Raw genomic sequence first — 20,394 nt, 5'->3', positions numbered from 1 at the left:
TAGCAGGGCCATGCAGCGCGGCCCTTCCGGCTGCGCGGAGGCCCTGCATGAAGCTTCGTCCCGATACGCTGGCGATGACCGCCGTCCTCGCCATGCTGACGGCGCTGGGGCCCCTCTCGACCGATTTCTACCTGCCATCCCTCCCCGAGATCGCGCGGGTGATGGAGACCGATGTCGCCGGCGCGCAGGCGACGCTCTCCTCCTTCCTGTTCGGCTTCGCCGCCGGACAGATCTTCTGGGGGCCGCTCTCAGACCGGCTGGGTCGCAAACCGATCCTGCTGGCAGGCCTCACCCTGTTCGGACTGGCGACGCTGGCCTGCGCCTTCGCGCCCTCGATCGGCGCGCTGACGCTGGCGCGGGCCTTCCAGGCGCTCGGGGCGTCCGGGCCGATCGTGCTCGGCCGCGCCATGGTGCGCGACCTCTATGACGGCCCGCGCGCCGGGCGCGAGCTCGCGCGCATGGGCATGATCATGGGGCTGGTGCCGGCGATCGCGCCGGTGATCGGCGGCGTGCTGCAGGTCGCCTTCGGCTGGCGCTCGACCTTCCTCGCCTCGCTCGTCTTCGGGCTGGCGCTGGCCGTGGTCATCGTCACCGTGATGCCGGAGACCCTGCGGGTGCGCTCGCCGCAGCCGCTTTCCGTCGTCAGTATCTTCCGGGGCTTCGGGACGCTGCTGCACAACCGCGCCTTCCGTGTCTATGTCGCGCTGACGGCGCTGGCCTATGCCGGGCTCTTCGCCTTCATTTCCGGCTCGTCCTTCGTTCTGATCGGCGTCTACGGGCTGACGCCGATCGCATACGGCTTCTCCTTCGGCTTCGGCGTGCTCGGCTATATCGCCGGCACGATCATCGCGCAGCGGCTGGTCGGGCGGCGCGGCATGGACGGGGTCATCGCCATAGGCGTCGCCTGCCTGGCCGGCGGCGGGCTCGCGATGCTGGTCGGCGTGCTGACAGGCTTCGGCGGGGCGGCCGCGGTCGTCGTGCCGATGGCGCTCTATGCCTGCGGCGTCGGGCTGACCATGCCGCAGGCCCAGGCCTCGGCGATGATGCCCTTCCCGGACCGCGCCGGCGCAGCCTCGTCCTTCAACGGGCTCTGCCAGATGTTGCTCTCGGCCTGCGTCGGGCTGCTGGTCGGCCACCTCTTGAAGAACGCCGCACTGCCCCTGCCGCTGGTGATGTCGGCATTGGGTGTGACCGCGCTCGTCCTGTTCCGCGCATCGCGCGGCATCCGGACGGCGAAGAGCTGATCAGCCGCCGAAGAGCCGCTTTGACGCATCGCGGCTACTCAGCGGGCCACCACCCGATCGAGCACGGGCTTCAAGACCCGGGCAGCGACGAGACAGGCCAGGACCGCGACACCGGCGGAAACGACCGCACCGGCCGTCGCCAACCAGCCTGTCTTGGCATGGGGCAGGCGTGCGAAGACGAGCACGACATAGAAATGCAGCCCGAAGATCGTCAGCGTATCGAGAGAGATCGCCGTCGCAAGACGGCTTGCCGGCAGCAGCGCCGAAACGAGGACGAGAAGCGCTATGCCGGTGAAGGCCGCGAGGTAGAAGCGCCCCGGACCATCGCCGAATTCCGCGCCATTGAGGTTCACCAGGCCGGTCACTCCCGTCAGCCAGACGAGGAGCGCCAGCAGGACCGGAACCGCGATCCAGTTCACGGGAGCGCTGAGCCGGGCCGCAAACCGGGACTCGGGTCCTCCATAGACCCGCCGGAAGAGATAGCCCGCAAGGACGAACGTCGCGCCGATGCCCGCCATTTCCAGGTTCCAGGGCAGCCGTGGCCCGGAATAGAGAAAGCCGAAGGCTGCACAGGCGAGAGCAAGGACCGCACCTAGAGCCAGCGGGATTCGGGTCAGAAGGAAGGCCAGGACCATCGATGTGACGAGGAAGGTGAAATACCAGAGCGGCGCGTTATGGTGGACGAGCCAGCTACCCGTTCCCGCGACGCCATAGAGCGAGCCCGCGATCGCGGGCCAGGGGCTGGGGAGGCTGCCGATGCTGGCGGCGTGCGCCGCCCACCAGATGCCGATGGCGATCACCGAGAAGAAGGCGTATCCGCGCAGATAAAGACCAATGTAGCGGGAGAAGAACCGCTTCGGCGACATCTCGGGAAAGCTCGCAGGGAGGAGAAACCCCGTGACGAAGAGGAAAGCCGGCATGTGAAATGTGTAGATCAGGTCCTTGAACGGCAATCGCGCATAATCATAATGGAAATGCCCCAGAACGACGAGATAGATCGCAATCGCCTTCGCATTGTCGACCCAGATTATCCGCGTCATCCGACAACCCCATCCGCTCTTCACAAAAGGAGCTGCGCTCGCGGGAACCACTCCATACAGAAATCTTCCTAGCGGCTCAGACGAGCTCAAGATAGAGGCTTTTTCTCTCTGAGACCGTATTAGCAAAGCAGGGTCTCAAAAGCCCGATTTCAGGGCCACTACTTACGAGCCGCTTTGGACACCCTTTCCAGGTCGCGGCCCTGACCCGCGACCTCCTCAGGTCTTGCTCCGGCAATCAATTTTGGGATGGCCAGACAGAAATGCCGATTCAACGCTCAGATCTCTGCAAGGTCGAGCCCGGCGCGTCAGCCGAACTCACGCTAGGCCTTGCCGGATCGGCGTAAGATGAAGCGACATAGTCACCGGCTCCCCGGAGCCGGCGCGGACGGCATCGGACCGTCAGGGACCTTGTCGAGAACGCGTGCCATTTCGAGGACGTAGGCGCCCCGGCCGGCGCCAAAGCCGAAGGCTGCGAAGCGCCATCCCGTCTTCTGCATGATGCTGCTGTCCGCGATCGGATGCTTCGCGCAGCGAAGATCTAAGCCTCAGCCGCCGAAGAGCCGCTCGAAGAAATTCTTCTCCTGCGGCGCCGGGCGAACCCAGCCGCTATCGCCCTGGGGCTGGGCCGGCGCGGCCGGGATGCGCGCATCGGCCATCGGCGCACCGTCACCAATCGTCTTCGGCGCGCCCTGCCAGAGGCCGCCCGGCAGCGGAATCGGCTGGGCACCGGCATGGGCCGTCTTCATGTACTTGCCCCAGATTTCGCCGGGCAGGCCCGCGCCGGTGACGCGCTTCATCTTCGAGGCGTCGTCGTTGCCGACCCAGACGGCGGTGACGAGCCTGGCGGTGAAGCCGACGAACCAGGCGTCGCCGTAATCCTGCGTCGTGCCGGACTTGCCGCCGACCTGCCAGCCCGGGATGTTGAACTTGCTGCCGGTGCCGCCGTTCATCACGCCATTGAACATGGTGTTGATCATGGCGAGATATTGCGGCTGGATGACCGGGCCGAGGTTCGCGGCCTTGCGGGCGTAGACGACCTTGCCATTGGTCTGGCGCACCTCGCGGATGACATAGGGCAGTACCGACTGGCCGCCATTGGCGAAGGTCGCATAGGCGGCCGTCAACTCCAGCGGCGTCACCTCCGATGTGCCGAGCGCCAGCGACAGGTTCGGCTGGAGGGCCGAGTTGATGCCGAGGCGCTGAGCCGTGCGGATGACCTCCCTGGGCGTCACCTCCTGGATCAGCCGGGCGGCGACCGTGTTGAGCGAATTCTGCATCGCCGTCGCGAGCGTCACCGGACCGCGATAGTTGCGCGAATAGTTCTCCGGCTCCCAGCCCTTGATCGAGACGGGCGCATCGTCGCGGATGGTGTCGGGCGTCATGCCCTTCTCGAGCGCGGTCAGATAGACGAAGGGCTTGAAGGACGAGCCCGGCTGTCGCCGCGCCGCCGTGGCGCGGTTGAACTGGCTCTTGGTATAATCACGGCCGCCGATCAGCGCGCGGATGGCGCCGTCGGGCGCGAGCGAAACGACCGCGCCCTGCGACGCGTTCAGCTTGGCGCCTTGCGCCGACAGCGCATCGACGAGCGTCGTCTCGGCCGAGGACTGCAGCTTCGAATCGATCGTGGTCAGGACGGTAACGTCACCCTCGACCGCGCCGATGAAATCGTCGAGCACGTCCATGACATAGTCGGCGGCATAGTTGACCGAACCGGCGCCGACCCGCTCCGGCACCTCGGCCGGCGCCGTCAGCGCGGTCTTGGCGGCGGCCTGCGTGATGAAGCCCTGATCGGCCATCGCGGCGATGACGAGCTGGGCGCGCTTCTCGGCCAGATCGGGGTTGCGGTTGGGCGCGAGCCGGGACGGGGCCTGAACGAGACCGGCGAGCATCGCCGCTTCCGCGATCGTCACCGAGCGCGCCGACTTGTTGAAATAGCGCTGCGCAGCAGCCTCGACGCCATAGGCGCCCGAGCCGAAATAGACGCGGTTCAGGTAAAGTTCGAGGATCTGGTCCTTGGTGTAGGTGCGCTCCAGCCAGAGCGCCAGGATCGCCTCCTGGATCTTGCGGGCTGCCGTGCGCTCCTGCGTCAGGAAGAGGTTCTTGGCGAGCTGCTGGGTCAGCGTCGAGCCGCCCTGCGCCACGCCGCGCCCACGCAGATTGGTGACGAGCGCGCGGGTGATGCCGATCGGGTCGATGCCGAAATGCTCGTAGAAGCGCCGGTCCTCGATCGCGACGAAGGCGCGCGGCAGATAGGGCGGTATCTCGCCGATGGTGACGGTGCGCCCACCGGTCTCGCCGCGATTGGCGAGCAGCGAGCCGTCGGCGGCGAGGATCGCGATGTTCGGCGGCCGCTTCGGCACGGTAAGCTGGTCGATCGGCGGCAATTGCGAGGCGTGATAGGCGACGACACCGCCGACGCCGATGAGGCACCAGAGGCCGAACACCATCGTCCAGTAGAACAGGCCGCCCATAAATGTGCGGCGGCCGCGCCGGCCGCGGCGCTTGCCCCCACCTCCTCCGCCACCGCCGCGCTTGTCGCGCTTCGGCGGATTGCGGAGCTGCCGGCTCGGCTCGGGCTGGGCCGGGGCGTTACGGAAGCGGGTCGGGCGATCGTCTGGAGAAAGGCGCATCTCACCGTCCACGTGACGCTCGTCACGCTCATAACCAAAGGAGGGCTCGCGCCGCTCGCCTCGTGCAATCCGGTCGTTCATCCTGCCCCGTTTTCGGCCGCCAAGCCGCCTCGCAATGCGGTCAGGTCACACAGGATTCAAACATGGCGCTTTTAAGGGTTCGTAAAGCGTGCAATGCGGCGAAGGGCCTCGACCCGTCGCGCAAACGTGATCTAACTTGCAAACACGCAAACGGAATCGTCAACAACCGGGATATTGCGCAAACTCGGATCGCTCGCCTAGAACCCGCAAGGACACCAATCCATCCTTCCGGCATCTGAATCAAGGATACCTGCATGCAGTCTCTGTCCCGCTACGCGCCGTACACGCTCGGTCTGCTCCGCATCTTCACCGCGCTGACCTTCATCTCGCACGGCACGCAGAAGCTACTGGGCTTCCCGGCTCCGCCGTCCTGGGGCATGCCGGCCGCGATGTCGCTGCCCTGGATCGCCGGCGTGCTGGAGATCGTCGGCGGCACGCTCGTCCTCGTCGGCTTCCTGACACGCCCGGCCGCCTTCGTCCTCTCGGGCCTGATGGCCGTCGCCTACTGGATGGCGCATGGCTCGAAGGGCTTCTATCCGCTGCTGAACGGCGGCGAGGCTGCGATGCTGTTCAGCTTCATCTTCCTCTACATCGCCACCGCCGGCCCCGGCGCCTTCGCCATCGAGTCCCGCAAGGGCTGAGACTCAGACCTGGCTTGAACAGAAAAGGCCCGCTCCCTCATCGGAAGCGGGCCTTTTTTCATGCCTGGAGCCAAGCGAATCAGACCGCGGCGGAAATCCAGCGCGAGAGATCGCTCTTGGGAGCGGCGCCGACCTTCTGCGAGGCGAGCTTGCCGTCCTTGAACAGCATCAGGGTCGGGATCGAGCGGATGCCGAACTGGGCTGGGATCTGCTGATTCTCGTCGACATTCATCTTGACGATCTTGACCTTGCCGTTGAGCTCGGTCGCGATCTCCTCGAGCGCCGGGCCGATCATGCGGCAGGGGCCGCACCATTCCGCCCAGAAATCCACCACGACCGGCTCGGACGACTTGAGGACATCGGCCTCGAAGCTCGCGTCGGTTACCTTGCTCGTTGCCATGACTGGCCGCCTTTCGGTTTCAATGGGAGGCAATGCCACCCTTCGCCAGCGAAGCTATGAATGCCGCCCCCCTAGGTCAAGGCGCATGCGCCGCAGGGCAGAAGTGAATTCGGCGCCTCACGACCCGCCCGAGACCAGGCTCGCCCCGACATTGATCGCCATGGCCAGGATCGAGGTGTTGAAGATGAAGGTCAGCACCGAATGCGCGAGCACGATGCCCCGCGCCTGGCGCGTGCTCACACCGACATCGGAGGTCTGCGAGGTGCAGCCGATCGTGTAGGAGAAATACAGGAAATCGACATAATCGGGCTCGCCCTTGCCGGGGAAATCAAGGCAGGGCTCGGCCTTGCCGCCGCGATAGTAGATGCCGGCATAGTGCAGCGTGAAGAAGGCGTGCAGCAGTACCCAGGAACACAGGATCGTGACGCCGCCGAGCGCGAGATGAATGCCGCGTTCGCCGGCCGGAATGGTCCCGATGCCGGCAAGCTGGACCGCGATGGCGGCCAGACTTGCGCTCGCCGCAAGGCAGGAGATGACGAGGATGGCGACGGCCCCCTCGTCCTGCTGCTCCGCCCGCGCCCGGATCTCGTCGACCGTCTCGGTGAACATCGTCGTCGCCAGCAGAGCGAGATAGAGGATCGCACCGGCATCCCAGGCGACCAGCAGCCGCGTCGCCCAGCGCCATTCGCCGGGCAGCAGCAGGCTCAGCCCCGCCCCGGCAGACAGTGCGATCAACAGGCGCGGGCGCAGGGACAGGGAATGCGGCACGTATCTCATGGCGTGGGCGCTCCCGCGCTGGTGCCGGCAGCCTCATTGGCCGCCAGCCCGGCGAGCGCCGCATCAAGCCGGCTCGAATCCAGCTCGAAACAGGTCAGGCTTGCCGTATAGATCGCCAGAGCCCGCACCGTTCGTCCCGGATAGATCGCCCGCATCAGCGCGGCATAGGCGGCGAGCTGTGCGATGGTTGTGACCGGAATCGCATCGACCGCCCGCGGTGGCCGGGCCGTGGTCTTGAAGTCCGCGACGATGACACTGTCGGGGGTGACGGCGAGGCGGTCGATCCGCCCGGAGACGGTGCGGGCTTCACCGTCAGGCAAATGGATCGAGCCTGCAACAGGCACTTCCGCAAGCGCATCAGGGGCGAAGAGCCCGGCCAGCGCCGGGGCTGCCAGCAATTGCAGGGCATCAGTGACGATGGTCGCGCGCCGCTCGGTCCGCAGGGCACCACCGCGGGCTTCAGCAAGGGCTTCCGCCGTGGCGAGGCGGCGCATCTCAGGCACGCCCGGCAGGACCTGGAGGAGGAGATGCGCCAATCGGCCGGCCGCCGCGGCTTCGGCAAGGAAAGGACCATCGCCCGGCCGCTCGTCGCCATCGGCGGCCGTCAGCGCGCTCGACGGCTTCAGCGGCGGCAGAGGTTCGGCCTCGCGCACGACCCGTTTGCCCAGCCAATCCGGCACGGTACGGGGCGTGGTTTCACCCTCCGACCGGCCGGCTTCCTCTTCTGCCGATGACGGGGGCGAGACCATGAAGCGCAACGTGGTGTCTTCGCCCTCGCCGATCGGCTGCAGGCCAGCATCCGACTGCATCAGGCCCTGCTCGATCATCGCATACCAGCTTCCGGGCGGTGCCTCGCCTTTGACTTGAGCGCCGCAGACGATCAGTCGATCCTCCGCACGGGTCATCGCGACATAGAGCAGGCGATGATGCTCCTCGACCATCTGCGCGACCACCCCGGCCTTGGCCGCGGCAGTGGCCTGGACATCCTCTGCGGAGGCCGGAGGCCAGAGCGGCACGAGATCGCCTGACGGCGTCGGCACGGCCAGGATTTTCGGCAGGCGCCGCGCACCCGGCTCGACACCGAGATCGGCGAGGATCACGATCTTGGCCTCCAACCCTTTCGAGCCATGCACGGTCATGACGCGAACCTCGCCGGCACTGGCCGAGAGGTCACGCTTCACATCGGCAGCGCTGCCGGCGACATGCTGGAGGAAGCCGGCGAGCGACGGGCCGTAGCGACGCTCGTGGTCGAGCGCGGCATTGAGGAAGGCGTCGAGCGCGTCGCCCGCCTCGGCGCCGAGCCGGGCGAGCGCGAGATTGCGTCCGCCGCCGGGGCCGAGCAAATCGGCGATGAAGCGGAACGGCCCCTGCCGCCCGGCCTGCTGCGTCCAGCGCACGAGCTTCGCCTCGGCAACCGCATAGCGCGGTTCGGTTGCGGCGGCCTCCTGCAAGGCGGCACGCAGCGAGCCCTTGCGGGTGGGCGCGAGGCGCAGGAGGTCGTCGTCGTCGAGATCGATCAACGGCGTCTTGAGCGCGGTCGCCAGCGTCAGGTCGTCATCAGGCAGGAGCAGGGCGCGGCCGAGCACGACGAGATCCTCCACCGCCGGATGCTCGGCGAGCGTCAGCCTGTCGCGGCCGGCGACGGGGACGCCGGCATCCTTGAGCGCCTTGACGATCGCCTCGAACAGCGCGCCGCGCTGGCGCAGCAGGATCATGACGTCGCCGGCCGCGAAGGGATGACCGAGATCGTCGCGGCGGTCGCGATGCCAACGCTGCAAGGTCCCCGCGATGCGCTCGGCGAGCTTCACCGTGCCGCTGCGCCGCTCCGGCGCGTCGACCGGCGTGGTCCAGGCATCGGGCGGCTCGCCGGTGTCATCGGCGGCAAGCGGCCAGATATCGACGGTGCCGGGTGCGCTGCGGCGGACGGTGTCGTGGATTTCCGGGCGCGTCGCGCCGTCGAAGACGAGGCCGCGCGCATGCTCCGGCAGGGCGAAGACGGCATCGACCGCCCGCATGATGTCCGGCGCCGAGCGGAAGGAGGTGTTGAGGCTGATCGCCTCGAAATCCTGCTCCGCCGCCCGGATGCGATTGCCAAGCGCCCGGCGCTCCTCACCGAAGGCCGAGGGGGCAGCGCCCTGGAAGCCATAGATCGACTGCTTCTCGTCACCGACGACGAAGATGGTCCGCGGCTTCGCCCGGAGATCGCCTCCGCCCGTGAACTCCTCGGCGAGCTTGCGCAGGATCGCCCATTGCGCCTCGCCGGTATCCTGCGCCTCGTCGAGCAGGATGTGATCGATGCCGGCATCGAGCTTGTAGAGCACCCAGGCGGCCTCGACCCGCTCCAGCAGCGAACGCGTGCGCGCGATCAGGTCGTCATAATCGAGCAGCGAGCGCAGGCTCTTCTGGCGCTGGTAGGACGCGAGCATGCGCGTCACCAGAAGTGCGAGCGCGGCGCTGCGATCGCGAATCGCGACGGCGTTCAACTGCTCGGAGGCGCCGAGCAGGCAGGTGGCGAGGTTCTCCAACGTCGCCAGCAAGGCACCGTCGAATTCGGATTTGCCCTTGCCGCGGATATTGGCGTTGATGGTGCCGGCCTCGGTGATGAAACCACGGCGGCAGAAAGCGACGGGGTCGCCATCGTCCTGCCCGGCGAGCAGGGTGCGCAGGTTCGCCGCAAAATTCTGGCGGGTGGCGCTGCCGGCCTGAAGTGCCTCGATCAGGGCGTGCAATCCCGGCAGCGAGGCCAGATCATCGCGGAAGCGCGCCCTGATCGCATCGGCCGAGAGGTCGGGCGCGATGTCGAGGAAAGCGGCGATGCCGTCGGTCACCGCGCCGGCATCGCGGGCGCGGCCGTTCTCGTCGCTGAACAGGGCGCGCTGGCGCAAAGCCTCCTGGAACATGGTCTCGAACGAGTCCTGCGCCGCGAGCCTCGCGAGCAGGTCGAGTGCGCGTGCTTCCGGCCCGTTCGGCTCGGCCGCGACGAGGGCGAGCAGTTCGCGCCGCGCCGCGCGCAGCATCTCGGCCTGGGCCAGATCGTCGGCGACCTCGAAGCGCGGCGGCACATTGGCCTCGAAGGGTGCCGCCTGCAGCACGCGGGTGCAGAAGGCGTGGATCGTCTCGATGCGCAGGCCGCCCGGTGTCTCCAGCGCCTGCGCGAAAAGGCGGCGGGCCTTGGCCCGCTCGGCCAGAGTCGGGGAGCGGCCGGTCAGATCGGTCAACGCCTTGGCAAGAGCCTCGTCGGAGAGCGTCGCCCAGGCGCTCAGCGCCTTGAAGATGCGGTTCGCCATGTTGGCGGCCGCGGCCTTCGTATAGGTGATGCAGAGCATCCGGCCGGGCGCGACATCGTCGAGCAGCAGCCTGAGCACGCGGTTGACGAGCACATGGGTCTTGCCTGAGCCGGCATTGGCCGAGACCCAGGCGGAAAGGCCGGGATCGGCAGCCTGCGCCTGGCGCTGGTTGGTCAGTGGCGGGACGATCCAGCCCGGCTTCATGCCTCGCCCCCCTCGTCACCACCGGGCGCGGCCGACCATTCCTTGACGCGGGCCAGGTGATCATAGGGGCTGGCATAGCGGATATAGTCGGGCGCGCGGCGCGAAACGAAGGGCTCGCGGCCGGATCGCAGGCGGTCGAGATATTCCAGAAGGTACTGAAGATGCCGCGCGGCGACATCGGCCAGCGGCTCGTCGTCGTCGAACTTCAGCGGCGTGCTTGTCGCCCAGCCCTTCGGATCGTGATGCAGCTTGACATAAAGCACGTCGTCGACCGGTAGCGGGCCGGCGAGCCCCTTGAAGCCGGCGCGCGCCGCCAGATCGGCTTCCAGAGTCAATTGCGGGGCAAAGCCCTTCTCGACCTGCTTCTTGGAGGGCGGCGCGCCGGTCTTGAAGTCGACGATGCGCAACGACGGCTTGCGCGTCAGCTCGATGCGATCGGCCTTACCGCTCAGGCGGAATTCGCTGCCATCGGCGAGTGGGAAGCTCGCTGCCGTGAAGAGCTCGACGCCGATCTTGGCGATATCGCCGCGGCGCCGCTCGTCCCAGCGGATGAAATGGCCCGCGGTCAGCAGGAAGCGCGGCCACCAGAAGGCCCTGACCTCCGGCACGTCGTCATAGGCGCGGAAGAGCCGGGTGCCGAGCCCGACCAGTTGCCCCTGCGCGTCGGCCGGCAGGCCTTCGGGGTAGGTTTTCGTGAACTCCTCGACGATGCCGTGCAGGAGCTTGCCCCGATCCTGCGCAGTCGGGTCCGCCACGAGATCGTCGAGCGCGTCGAGCTTCAAGATCTTGCGGGCGTGGATCTGGTAGGGGTCGCGATAGAGCGTCTCGACCTCGGTGACGCTGAGCGCAAGCGGCTGGAGATCGCGGGGCGGGCGCGGTGCCGGGCGGCCGATCGGCTTCGCATCGGCGGGCGCGCTGAGCGCGCCGGCCAGGGCCCGCAGCTTCGCGCCTTCCTCCACGGCCTTCGCCCATACCGGCTGCGGCGTCACCGCCTGCAGCCGCTGCCAGAAGCGCGAGGCGATGGTTTCGGACTCGCCGGCCTTGCGCGGACGCGTCAGCGTGACCTCAGGTGCCAGCGCCGCCATGACGAAATCATGCGCGGTCTGGCCGATGCGGCGTTCCGGCGGCGACAAGCCGAGCTCGGCCCGCATCGGCCGGTTAATGAAGGAATCGGTCGTGGTCTGCGGCGGCCAGACGGTCTCGTTCAGGCCGCCGAGCACGACATGGTCGGCCTCCAGCAGGCGCGCTTCGAGCAGGCCCCAGATCGCGACGCGCGGATAGCCGGGCGCCGCACGCTTGACTACGGTCTCCGCCAGCAAGCCGTCGAGGATGGCGACGAAATCCCGCGCCGTGCCGTTCGGCGGCATGACGGCTTCAGCGCCGGCCAGGTCGTCGAAGAGTCCGGAGAGCGCCTCGCCATCCGGCCCGACGAAGGCGAGCGGCGTGCCCGCCTCGTTCGTGCTGAAGGCTGTAACGGCCATGCGTGCCGCCGTGACGACCGCCGCCAGCGTCGGCGTCTCGGCGGCGAAGGCTTCGCGCAAGGCGGCGCTGGCCGCTCCGAGCGCATGCAGCACCTTGGCGGCTGCGGCTTGGTCCTCCGTCGTCAAGCGCTTTCGCGGGCGCGGAACGTGGCCACTCTCGCGAATCGCTTCCCAGTTGCCGAGAGCAACCTCCAGCCCCGGCATTCCGCGGCCGACCGTCAGGCCACGCCATGTCCCGATGTCGAGCGCAGCGGCACCCCGTGCCAGCACATCCCGGCCGAGGCCCAGCCGGCAGAGCGGATGGGCCAGCAGCGGTACGAGCGCGACTGGCGCCATCTCCGCCAGCATCGCCTCCAGGATCAGGCGCAGCAGCGAACCGGCCGGCCAGCGGCCGAGCGGCAGGCCGGCGGAATCGTCGACCTCGACGCCCCAGCGTTTCAGTTCGACGGCGACGCGCTCGGCGAGACCGCGATCGGGCGTCACCAGCGCGGCATGGGCGCCAGGCCGTTCCAGCGTCTCGCGCAGGGCAATGGCGACGATCAGTGCCTCCTCGCGCTCGTCGGCGGCCTCGACGACGCGCAGGCCCTTGAAGCCCTCGGCCGCCATAGCTTCCGGAACACGCGTGCCGACATCGGACCAGAGTTCGGTGACCGAGGCCGGCAGCATCGCCTCGCGCAGCAGCGCCGCCCGCGCGCCGCTCGCAGCATCGGGCTGCGAGAGTTCGCGGACGTCGTCGCGGACGGCTTCGAGCACATCCATCAGATGATGCAAGGCCGCTTGAGGGTGGGAGGGGGCGGGCTCCCTTGCGATCGCATCCCAGGCGCGCTGCTCCAGCCCGAGGTCGATGGCGGGGAGGACCACGGCGCCGTTCGGCAAGCACGCGATGGCCGCGAGCAGGCGCGCCGTCGCAGGCACCGTGCCGGTCGAACCGGCGGCGATGATCGGCCCTATGGCACCGCCATCGAGCAGTCTGTCGCGCTCGGCCGCAAGCATGCGGTTGCGGAAGGCGGCCGGGTCGCAGGCGCCGCGCTCGGTCAGAATCTCGGGCCAGGCCTCGCCGAGGATGGCGAGAAAGCCGGCATTGAGCTGCCAGACGCGATCGAAACGGGCAGCATCGAGCGAAGCCAGCCGCTCGACCGAGACTCCCTCCGTCTGCATCTGGTCGAGCAAGGAGGCGAGGTCGCCGGCGAGCCCATAGGCTTCAGCCAGCGTCGCCGGGACCAGCGACGGCTCGCCGGGGTCGAGCCGGAGATGTTTGCGATTGGCGGTCCGGCCCCAGGCATCCACCAGGCGCGTCAGCAGCATGCGGCGTTCGAGCGGTGCGATCGGGGCGGCACGTTCCTGCGCCCAAGCTCCGGCACCGATCAGCGCCGTCTCGGCCTCGTCGACATCGCCGAGCGGGACGATGCGCGGCAGGAGGAGCGGCTTGCCGCCGAGCTTGCCGGCGAGGATCGCGGCGAAAGCGCGGGCGGCGCGGCGCGTCGGCAGGTAGAGCGTCGTCCGCGCCATCGCGGCGGGATCGGCGGGGTCATGGACCGGCCCCAACCGGCCATCCAGCATCGCCTGCGCCAGCACCTCCAGGAAGGGCGCGCCGGCCGGGATGCTGAACAGGTTGATCTCAGGCATCGACCGGCTGGGTGGCAGCGAAAGCGGCCTCGGCCGGCGCAATCGCCTCCGGCCGGTCGACATGCAGCCAGCGACCTTCGAGGACATGGCCGAAGAGCCGTCCGCGGGCGATGGCGCGGTCGAAGAGCAGGTTGAACGAGAACGAGGCCGGCGTATCCGCGAAGAAGTCCGGCGTCACGATCGCGATGCCGGCATAGACGTAAGGCGTGCTCGCCGCCGCGCCACGGCGCGTCAGGCGGCCGGCTTCGTCGCGCAAGAAATCGCCGGGGCCGTTGAAGCCGACGCTGCTCTCGCGCTCCGCCAGCAGCAACAGCATGTCCATCTTGTCGCCGTCCCAGGCTGCCGCCATCGCGCCGAAATTGGAGATGCCTCGCTCGCTCCAGAGCGAATCCGAGTTGACGCTGAAGAACGGCCCGTCGCCGAGCAACGGCAGGGCCTTCTTGGCGCCGCCGCCGGTCTCGAGCAGTTCACCCCGCTCGTCGGAGATCACGATGCGAGGCTGCGCCCGGCCGGCGAGATGCGCCTCGACCTGCCCGGCGAGGTGATGGACATTGACGACCGCCTCCTCAACGCCGGCCTCAGCGAGGCGGTCGAGCGCATGGTCGAGCATCGCCTTGCCGCCGATCTTCACCAGCGGCTTGGGCAATGTATCGGTGATCGGGCGCATGCGCTGCCCGAGGCCGGCCGCCAGCACGATCGCCCGGCGGATCGGCGGCGAAACGGTTGTGGTCACGCGAATCTCCGTGTCGATCTGTCTGAGCTTAATCTGCCGCTTCGGTCTCGAACAGCTTCGGCATATGCGCCTGATACCAGGCCTTCAGCTCTTCGAGGGCGGGGTGGTCGAGATTGCGGCGCAGATAGCCCTCGATCCGCGGCAGGTGCTTCAGGTAGTCCGGCTTGCCGTCGCGCTTGTCGAGGCGGGCGAAGATGCCGGCGATCTTGGTGTTGCGCTGCGCGCCGAGGATCGCATAGGCACGGGCGAAATCGGCCAGATCGAAATCCGGCGTGCCGGCCCGGCGCGCCGCGCCGTAGGCCGCAAGCAGCCTGAGTTCCAGCGAAGCCGGCACGTCGACGCGCGCATCCTGGCCGAGCGAGGCGAGGTCGTAGGCAGGGTGGCCGAGCACCGCGTCCTGGAAATCGATCAGGCCGAGCTTGGCATGGCCTTCGCGTCCTTCGAGCCAGATCAGGTTCGGCGAGTGGTAGTCGCGTAGTGTCCAGGTCACCGGCTGGGCCAGGATCTCGTCGAAAAGCTTGCTCCAGATCCGGGCGAACTCAGCCTGCGTCACGGCCGGCAACGTCACACCGGCGATATGCGGCGCATACCATTCCAGGATCAATTCGGTCTCGATCGCCATGGCCTGGCGGTCATATTCGGGGATCGCGTGGTCGCGCCCCTCTGCCACCGGCAGGATCGCGGGCAAGGTGTGGCGGTGGAGGTCGGCGAGCAGCCGTGCCGCAGCCTCGTAGCGCTCGGCGACCGGCCGGCGCTCGGCGTCGATCACGCCCTCGTTGCCGAGATTCTCGATCACCAACAGGCCGGTGTTGAGGTCCTCGGCGAGGATCTCCGGCGCCGAGTAGCCGAGCGAGCGCAGGCCGCGATCCATCGCGACGAAGGCCTCGACATTCTCGGCGAGATGGGCGAGCGCGCTATAGGGCTTGCCGAGACGGATCGGCGGGCCGTCCGGGCGCGGCGGCGAGATCATCAGCACCGCCGTCTCGCCGTTCGGCCGGGTCAGGCGCTCATAGGCGCGCGTCGAGGCGTCGCCGAGCATGAAGTCGCGGCGGGCCTCGCCCCATCCGGCGGCATCGACGAGCCGGCGCGACGCGACCGCGATGGCCACACGCTGCTTCCAGAGCACGCCGCCCGAGAGGTCGGCGATGCGGCCGGTCTCGGGATTGTCGGGGTCGACGTCGAGCACGATGTCGAGGCGGCGCCCGGCGGGCAGGCGCGAGCCCGCACGGTCCGGCCATTCGACCAGGAGGATCAGGCGATCGATATCCTCGACCAACCCGATATCGTCGAGCTCGTCGGGGGAGCGTACGCGATAGAGATCGGCATGCAGCACCGTGCCATGCCCGGTCTCGTAACTCTGGACCAGCGTGAAGGTCGGGCTCGGCGCTTCCAGGGCCGGATCATCAGCGAGCTCGCGCAAGATGGCGCGGGCCAGCAACGACTTGCCGGAGCCGAGATGGCCGGAGAGCGCGACGATGTCGCCGGGCTTCAGGATGGCAGCGATATCGGCGGCGAGGCGCAGCGTCGCCGCCTCGTCCGCCAGCAGAAGCCGGTGCGTGCCGGCCTTGCGGGCTTCTTCCGTCATTCGGCGGCATCCGAGAGCGGCACGCCCTGTGCCGGGAAGACGGCCGTCACCCGCGTGCCGCGGCCGGGCGCGGAATCGAGTTCGACATGGCCGCCATGGAGCTCGACGATCGAGCGGACGATGGAGAGGCCGAGGCCCACGCCGCGGTGGCTGGAGCCGAGCGAATGGCTCTCGAAGCGCTCGAATACCTTCTCCACGACCTCGGCCGGGATGCCGCGGCCCTGGTCGGCGACAGTGATGCGGATGTCGCCGCCGGTGCGCGTCGCATTCACCGTGACGGTCTGGCCGGGAGAGGAGAAGCCGATGGCGTTGGAGAGGAGGTTGAAGAGCACCTGGCGCAGGCGCTTGCCGTCGGCACGCAGCGGGCCGGTGCGGGCGTCGATCTCGACCTTGAGCTCGAGCTTGCTGTCGGTCAGCCGGTCCTGCAGCCCTGAAGCCGCCTGCGCGATGGCATCGGCGACATCGACATCCTGAATCTCCAGCGTCAGCGCGCCGTTATCGATCGTGGCGAGGTCGAGGATGTCGTTGATGATGGCGAGCAGCGCGCCCGACGAGCGCACGATATGGGAGGTGTAGTCGCGCTGCTTCTCATTGAGCGCGCCGACCGTCTCGGTGCCGAGCAGTTGCGCGAAACCGATGATGTTGGTCAGCGGCGAACGCAATTCGTAGGAGACGTGGTGGACGAAATCCTCGCGCAAACGCGAGATCGTCTCCAGCGCCTCGTTCTTCTCGGTCAGCGCCCGCTCGACATTCACGCTTGCCGTGACATCGGCGAAGGAGATCAGCGTCGCGCCGTCCGGCAAAGGCGCGGCAGCCATGTCGAGCACCGTGCCGTCGCGCCGCTCGATGCGGCTGCTGTAATCCTCGCGGGCATCGCGCACGCCGGTGACGACGCTGTGCAACTCGCTCCACACCTCGTCCTGCGGGAAGAGCGGCTTGCAGAGCCTGATGACCTCGTCGATATGCGGCGCGCTCGCCGCGAGATCGCCGCCCTGGATGCGCCATGACTGGGCGAAGGCCGGGTTGGAGAGCTTCAGCCGCCCGTCCGAGCCGAACACGGCGACGCCTTCGCGCAATGAATCCAGCGTCTCGCGCTGGGTGCGGGAGAGGGCATTGAAGCGCGATTCCAGCGTGAAGCGCTCGGTGACGTCGTCATAGAGATAGGTGACGCCGCCCTGCGGATTGGGGCTGGCGACGACATGGATCGTGCGGCCGTCCGGCAGGTACCACCAGTCCTCGCTGGCCCGCGTCGCGGTATAGGCCGCCTGCGCCGCCGCCTTCCAGCTCCGGTAGTCGCCGAGCTCGGGCAGGCGCCGCTCGGCGCGCAGCTTGTCGAGGATCTCGCCATCGGTCGGCTGGCCGTCGAGGAAGCCCGCCTCCAGCGACCAGAGCGCATCGAAGCCGGAATTGCGATAGACGAGGCGCTGGGCACCGTCGAAGACCGCGACCGCGGTTTTGAGGCGTTCGAGCGTGCGGACATGGGCGTCCATCTGGCGCTGGAGATCGGCGCGGATCGCCTCCAGCTCGCTCATGTCGATGGCGAAGCCGGCATAGCCGGTCGCGGTCGGCAATTCCATGATGTCGAGCGTGCGCCGCTGGCCCGAGACCACGGCTGGCGCCCGCAGGGCGAAGGTCGCGCCTTCGCGCCGTGCCCGCGCGGCGGCATCGCGCTCGGTGCGATCCAGCAGTTCGAGCCCGCCCTTCGTAACGACAGCCATGTCGGCCGCCTCGACGGCGCGGGCATAGGCGGCGTTGACCCAGGTCAGGCGGCCATCGGCATTGCGCATCCAGGCCGGATGCGGCAGCCCGGCAAGCAGGCTGGACAGGGCCGCATGGCCCGCCGTCACCCGCTCGAGCTCCCCGCGCAAGGTCATGACCTCGGCCCGCTCGCCCGTCACCTCGCGAAAGCGGATCACCGCTCGCCCGGCGACGGGGCGCCCCTCGATATCGATGAAGGGGCCTGCCTTGCTGCGCAGCGTCAGGTTGAATGCCTCGCCGCGCTGCTTCAGCGCATCGGTCGCCAGCTCCAGGCGCTTGGCATCGGCCGGCGGCGCCCAGCTTCCATAGGCCAGCGCAAGCGCCGCACCGGGCGCGCCGAGGAAGCCGCTGTCGCCCTCGAAGACGGGCTCGGCATCACGGCCCTTCCAGCTCACCACCACCTGCGGATCGGCCGCGAGCAGGATCGATAGCCGCTCCTGGTGGCTGCGTGCCGCCTCGAGGTCGGCTGCAAGCTTGGCCTCGCGCTTCTGCCAGCGCGTCCGCTCGCGCACATAGATCAACGAAGTCGTCGTGGCGAAGACGGTCAGGCCCGCCAGGATCAGCGACAAGCCGCCGGAACTCATGGTGTCGAAGGGGACGGGCCATTCGCTGCGGGCCATGGTCGGGACGGCAGCCGAGGCTGCCGCCAGCCCCGGCAACATCGCGCGCGGACGCCAGCCGCCATCTCGCCCCTGTCGCCTCGCCCGTGCCATTCCGCTTCCGTCGTCTCTCCGGCGGCAGGAGCCGCCTCGTTCATCGGGCCCGTCGGAATCAGCCGGGGGAGCTGGCAGGGCTGCCATCTCCGGAGGGGCCGATCCACGCTCGCCACCACGCCAATCACATCAGAGCTTTCGACCCGGCCCGCGCATCGCGGCAGCCGAATCAGTCCCACTCTAATCATCGGTGGAGTCCGTCAGGAAGTGCTTAATGACCGGTAAATCGTTCGATTTTCCGGACAATCCGGCCTAAAGCCAGAGAATATCAATCAGTAGACGCCCCACACCTTGTCGACACAAATTGTAGTGTCGTCAGCAGTGATTCCCGGAAGGCACAGCCATAAAAAAAGGCCCGGCGGATGCCGGGCCCTGTGATCGTCAGCGCCTGAGGGCGATGTCAGTAGCGGTAGTGCTCGGGCTTGAACGGGCCGGCCTGCGGCACGCCGATATATTTCGCCTGAGCGTCGTTGAGCTTGGTGAGCTTGGCGCCTACCTTGGCGAGGTGGAGCGCGGCGACCTTCTCGTCGAGATGCTTCGGCAGGGTGTAGACGTTGTTCTGGTAGTTCGCGTGGTGGTTCCAGAGCTCGATCTGGGCGAGCGTCTGGTTCGAGAACGAGCAGGACATCACGAAGGACGGGTGGCCCGTGGCGTTGCCGAGGTTCACGAGGCGGCCTTCCGAGAGCAGGATGATGCGCTTGCCATCGGGGAACTCGATCTCGTCGACCTGCGGCTTGACGTTGTCCCACTTGAAGTTCTTCAGGCCGGCGACCTGAATTTCCGAGTCGAAATGGCCGATATTGCAGACGATGGCGCGGTGCTTCATCGCGCGCATGTGGTCGACGGTGATGACGTCGAGATTGCCCGTCGCCGTGCAGAAGATGTCGCCGCGCGGGGCAGCGTCTTCCATGGTCACGACCTCGTAGCCTTCCATCGCCGCCTGCAGGGCGCAGATCGGGTCGATCTCGGTGACGAGCACGCGGCAGCCGGCCTGGCGCAGCGAGGCGGCCGAGCCCTTGCCGACGTCGCCATAGCCGGCGACGACCGCGACCTTGCCCGACATCATGACATCGGTACCGCGGCGGATGGCGTCGACCAGCGACTCGCGGCAGCCATAGAGGTTGTCGAATTTCGACTTGGTGACCGAGTCGTTGACGTTGATCGCCGGGAACGGCAGGCGGCTGGCCTTGGCCAGTTCGTAAAGGCGGTGAACGCCGGTGGTGGTCTCCTCGGAGACGCCCTTGATCGCGGCGCGGGTCTTGGTGAACCAGCCCGGATTGGCCTTGAGCTGGCGCTTGATCAGCGCGAAGAAGATCGTCTCTTCCTCGTTGCCCGGCTTGTCGAGGAACTCGGCCTTGCCGGCTTCAGCCTCGGCGCCGAGGATGATCAGCATGGTCAGGTCGCCGCCATCGTCGAGGATCATGTTCGGCGTGCCGCCGTCGCCCCAGGTCGCGGTCTTCAGCACGTACTCCCAGTACTCCTCCAGTGTCTCGCCCTTGATGGCAAAGACGGGAGTGCCGGACGCGGCGATCGCGGCGGCAGCGTGGTCCTGGGTCGAGAAGATGTTGCAGGACGACCAGCGCACGTCGGCGCCGAGATCCTTGAGCGTCTCGATCAGCACCGCGGTCTGGATGGTCATGTGCAGGCAGCCGGCGATGCGGGCGCCCTTGAGCGGGTTCTTGCCCTTGTGCTCGGCGCGGACAGCCATCAGGCCCGGCATCTCGTCCTGCGCCATGTTGATTTCCTTGCGGCCGTAATCCGCAAGCGAGATATCCTTGACGATGTAATCCGACACGGGGGGCTCCAATCGCTCAACCTGAATGATGGCGCGCTCTCTACCAGCGCCCGGAACGAAAGGCAATCAAAGATATAAAGATGTCTTTATATGCGAGTTGAGCCGACGCGAAACGCGGTCAAGCGGCAACCAGCTTCGACAAATCGGCCCCGCTCGCGAGGTGCTCGGTCGCATCCAGAATCTCGACCGCAATGATCCTGCCATCTGCGTCATAGTCGAAGATGATGCCGGGACGCACTTCCTCGCTGTCGCTCACCGGTCCATCGGCGAACCGGAGGTAGAGGGCGTCAATCTCGGTATCGTAGTGGGTCTTCATCGTCTCTCGATGCTGCGTTCGCGCAGCATCTCTTTGGCGTGCTCGGAATAAACAAATTGCTCCACCCGCTCGGCCATCGACAC

General features: G+C 67.7%; 13 protein-coding genes. 2 read left to right on the top strand and 11 right to left on the bottom strand.

The annotated features are described in order from the left end of the window. Positions 1 to 47 precede the first annotated feature (47 nt). A complete protein-coding gene (locus Q9235_RS13450; protein WP_306222290.1) occupies positions 48 to 1,244 on the top strand; it encodes a multidrug effflux MFS transporter in 1,197 nt (398 codons plus the stop codon). A 38-nt stretch (positions 1,245 to 1,282) separates the two neighbouring features. Here the strand turns inward: Q9235_RS13450 and Q9235_RS13445 are convergent, their stop codons facing one another. Both Q9235_RS13445 and Q9235_RS13440 read right to left on the bottom strand, forming a co-directional pair. Continuing rightward, positions 1,283 to 2,284, bottom strand: a complete 1,002-nt coding sequence (locus Q9235_RS13445) for an acyltransferase family protein (RefSeq protein WP_306222289.1) — start codon at positions 2,282 to 2,284, stop codon at positions 1,283 to 1,285. Between the two features lie 545 nt (positions 2,285 to 2,829). Then, positions 2,830 to 4,995, bottom strand: coding sequence for a transglycosylase domain-containing protein (locus tag Q9235_RS13440; protein ID WP_422678187.1), 2,166 nt, complete (start codon positions 4,993 to 4,995; stop codon positions 2,830 to 2,832). A gap of 254 nt (positions 4,996 to 5,249) precedes the next feature. Between Q9235_RS13440 and Q9235_RS13435 the strand changes: the two genes are divergently transcribed. Beyond that, positions 5,250 to 5,636, top strand: coding sequence for a DoxX family protein (locus Q9235_RS13435; protein ID WP_306222287.1), 387 nt, complete (start codon positions 5,250 to 5,252; stop codon positions 5,634 to 5,636). Positions 5,637 to 5,715: 79 nt separating this feature from the next. Here Q9235_RS13435 and trxA read toward each other — a convergent pair whose 3' ends face one another. The 9 genes from trxA to Q9235_RS13390 all read right to left on the bottom strand — a co-directional run bounded on the left by trxA (position 5,716) and on the right by Q9235_RS13390 (position 20,311). Beyond that, the gene (gene trxA, locus Q9235_RS13430) at positions 5,716 to 6,036 is read right to left on the bottom strand and encodes a thioredoxin (protein WP_291656956.1); all 321 of its coding nucleotides are present in this window, start codon (positions 6,034 to 6,036) and stop codon (positions 5,716 to 5,718) included. A gap of 117 nt (positions 6,037 to 6,153) precedes the next feature. Beyond that, a complete protein-coding gene (locus tag Q9235_RS13425) occupies positions 6,154 to 6,813 on the bottom strand; it encodes a DUF1345 domain-containing protein (protein ID WP_306222286.1) in 660 nt (219 codons plus the stop codon). Next, on the bottom strand, positions 6,810 to 10,304 hold the full coding sequence (gene addA, locus Q9235_RS13420) for a double-strand break repair helicase AddA (protein ID WP_306222285.1): 3,495 nt from the start codon (positions 10,302 to 10,304) through the stop codon (positions 6,810 to 6,812). The genes Q9235_RS13425 and addA overlap by 4 nt, the downstream gene beginning before the upstream one ends. Beyond that, entirely contained in the window at positions 10,301 to 13,411 is a 3,111-nt protein-coding gene (addB, locus tag Q9235_RS13415) for a double-strand break repair protein AddB (protein ID WP_306222284.1), read from the bottom strand. The genes addA and addB overlap by 4 nt, the downstream gene beginning before the upstream one ends. Beyond that, the gene (locus tag Q9235_RS13410; RefSeq protein WP_422678186.1) at positions 13,404 to 14,144 is read right to left on the bottom strand and encodes a nucleotidyltransferase family protein; all 741 of its coding nucleotides are present in this window, start codon (positions 14,142 to 14,144) and stop codon (positions 13,404 to 13,406) included. The genes addB and Q9235_RS13410 overlap by 8 nt, the downstream gene beginning before the upstream one ends. 28 nt (positions 14,145 to 14,172) lie before the next feature. Then, a complete protein-coding gene (gene tsaE, locus Q9235_RS13405; protein ID WP_306222283.1) occupies positions 14,173 to 15,729 on the bottom strand; it encodes a tRNA (adenosine(37)-N6)-threonylcarbamoyltransferase complex ATPase subunit type 1 TsaE in 1,557 nt (518 codons plus the stop codon). Beyond that, complete coding sequence (locus Q9235_RS13400; protein ID WP_306222282.1) at positions 15,726 to 18,200, bottom strand: sensor histidine kinase; 2,475 nt, start codon at positions 18,198 to 18,200, stop codon at positions 15,726 to 15,728. The genes tsaE and Q9235_RS13400 overlap by 4 nt, the downstream gene beginning before the upstream one ends. Before the next feature lie 400 nt (positions 18,201 to 18,600). Next, a complete protein-coding gene (gene ahcY / locus Q9235_RS13395) occupies positions 18,601 to 20,007 on the bottom strand; it encodes an adenosylhomocysteinase (RefSeq protein WP_422678185.1) in 1,407 nt (468 codons plus the stop codon). A gap of 106 nt (positions 20,008 to 20,113) precedes the next feature. Next, positions 20,114 to 20,311: a DUF2283 domain-containing protein gene (locus Q9235_RS13390; RefSeq protein ID WP_306228053.1), complete on the bottom strand. Its 198-nt coding sequence runs from the start codon at positions 20,309 to 20,311 to the stop codon at positions 20,114 to 20,116. Positions 20,312 to 20,394: the final 83 nt, after the last annotated feature.

Source organism: Bosea beijingensis (assembly GCF_030758975.1).
In the GTDB taxonomy this organism is placed as follows: Bacteria; Pseudomonadota; Alphaproteobacteria; order Rhizobiales; family Beijerinckiaceae; genus Allobosea; species Allobosea beijingensis.
The sequence above is the reverse complement of the archived record's forward strand: the minus strand, read 5'-3'. Positions and strand labels throughout refer to the sequence as shown.

What these genes read in the sequence shown, in the direction of transcription:
- Q9235_RS13450 (WP_306222290.1), top strand. Translation starts at nt 48, where the DNA reads ATGAAGCTTCGTCCCGATACGCTGGCGATGACCGCCGTCCTCGCCATG.
- Q9235_RS13445 (WP_306222289.1), bottom strand. Translation starts at nt 2,284, where the DNA reads ATGACGCGGATAATCTGGGTCGACAATGCGAAGGCGATTGCGATCTAT.
- Q9235_RS13440 (WP_422678187.1), bottom strand. Translation starts at nt 4,995, where the DNA reads ATGAACGACCGGATTGCACGAGGCGAGCGGCGCGAGCCCTCCTTTGGT.
- Q9235_RS13435 (WP_306222287.1), top strand. Translation starts at nt 5,250, where the DNA reads ATGCAGTCTCTGTCCCGCTACGCGCCGTACACGCTCGGTCTGCTCCGC.
- trxA (WP_291656956.1), bottom strand. Translation starts at nt 6,036, where the DNA reads ATGGCAACGAGCAAGGTAACCGACGCGAGCTTCGAGGCCGATGTCCTC.
- Q9235_RS13425 (WP_306222286.1), bottom strand. Translation starts at nt 6,813, where the DNA reads ATGAGATACGTGCCGCATTCCCTGTCCCTGCGCCCGCGCCTGTTGATC.
- addA (WP_306222285.1), bottom strand. Translation starts at nt 10,304, where the DNA reads ATGAAGCCGGGCTGGATCGTCCCGCCACTGACCAACCAGCGCCAGGCG.
- addB (WP_306222284.1), bottom strand. Translation starts at nt 13,411, where the DNA reads ATGCCTGAGATCAACCTGTTCAGCATCCCGGCCGGCGCGCCCTTCCTG.
- tsaE (WP_306222283.1), bottom strand. Translation starts at nt 15,729, where the DNA reads ATGACGGAAGAAGCCCGCAAGGCCGGCACGCACCGGCTTCTGCTGGCG.
- Q9235_RS13400 (WP_306222282.1), bottom strand. Translation starts at nt 18,200, where the DNA reads ATGGCACGGGCGAGGCGACAGGGGCGAGATGGCGGCTGGCGTCCGCGC.
- Q9235_RS13390 (WP_306228053.1), bottom strand. Translation starts at nt 20,311, where the DNA reads ATGAAGACCCACTACGATACCGAGATTGACGCCCTCTACCTCCGGTTC.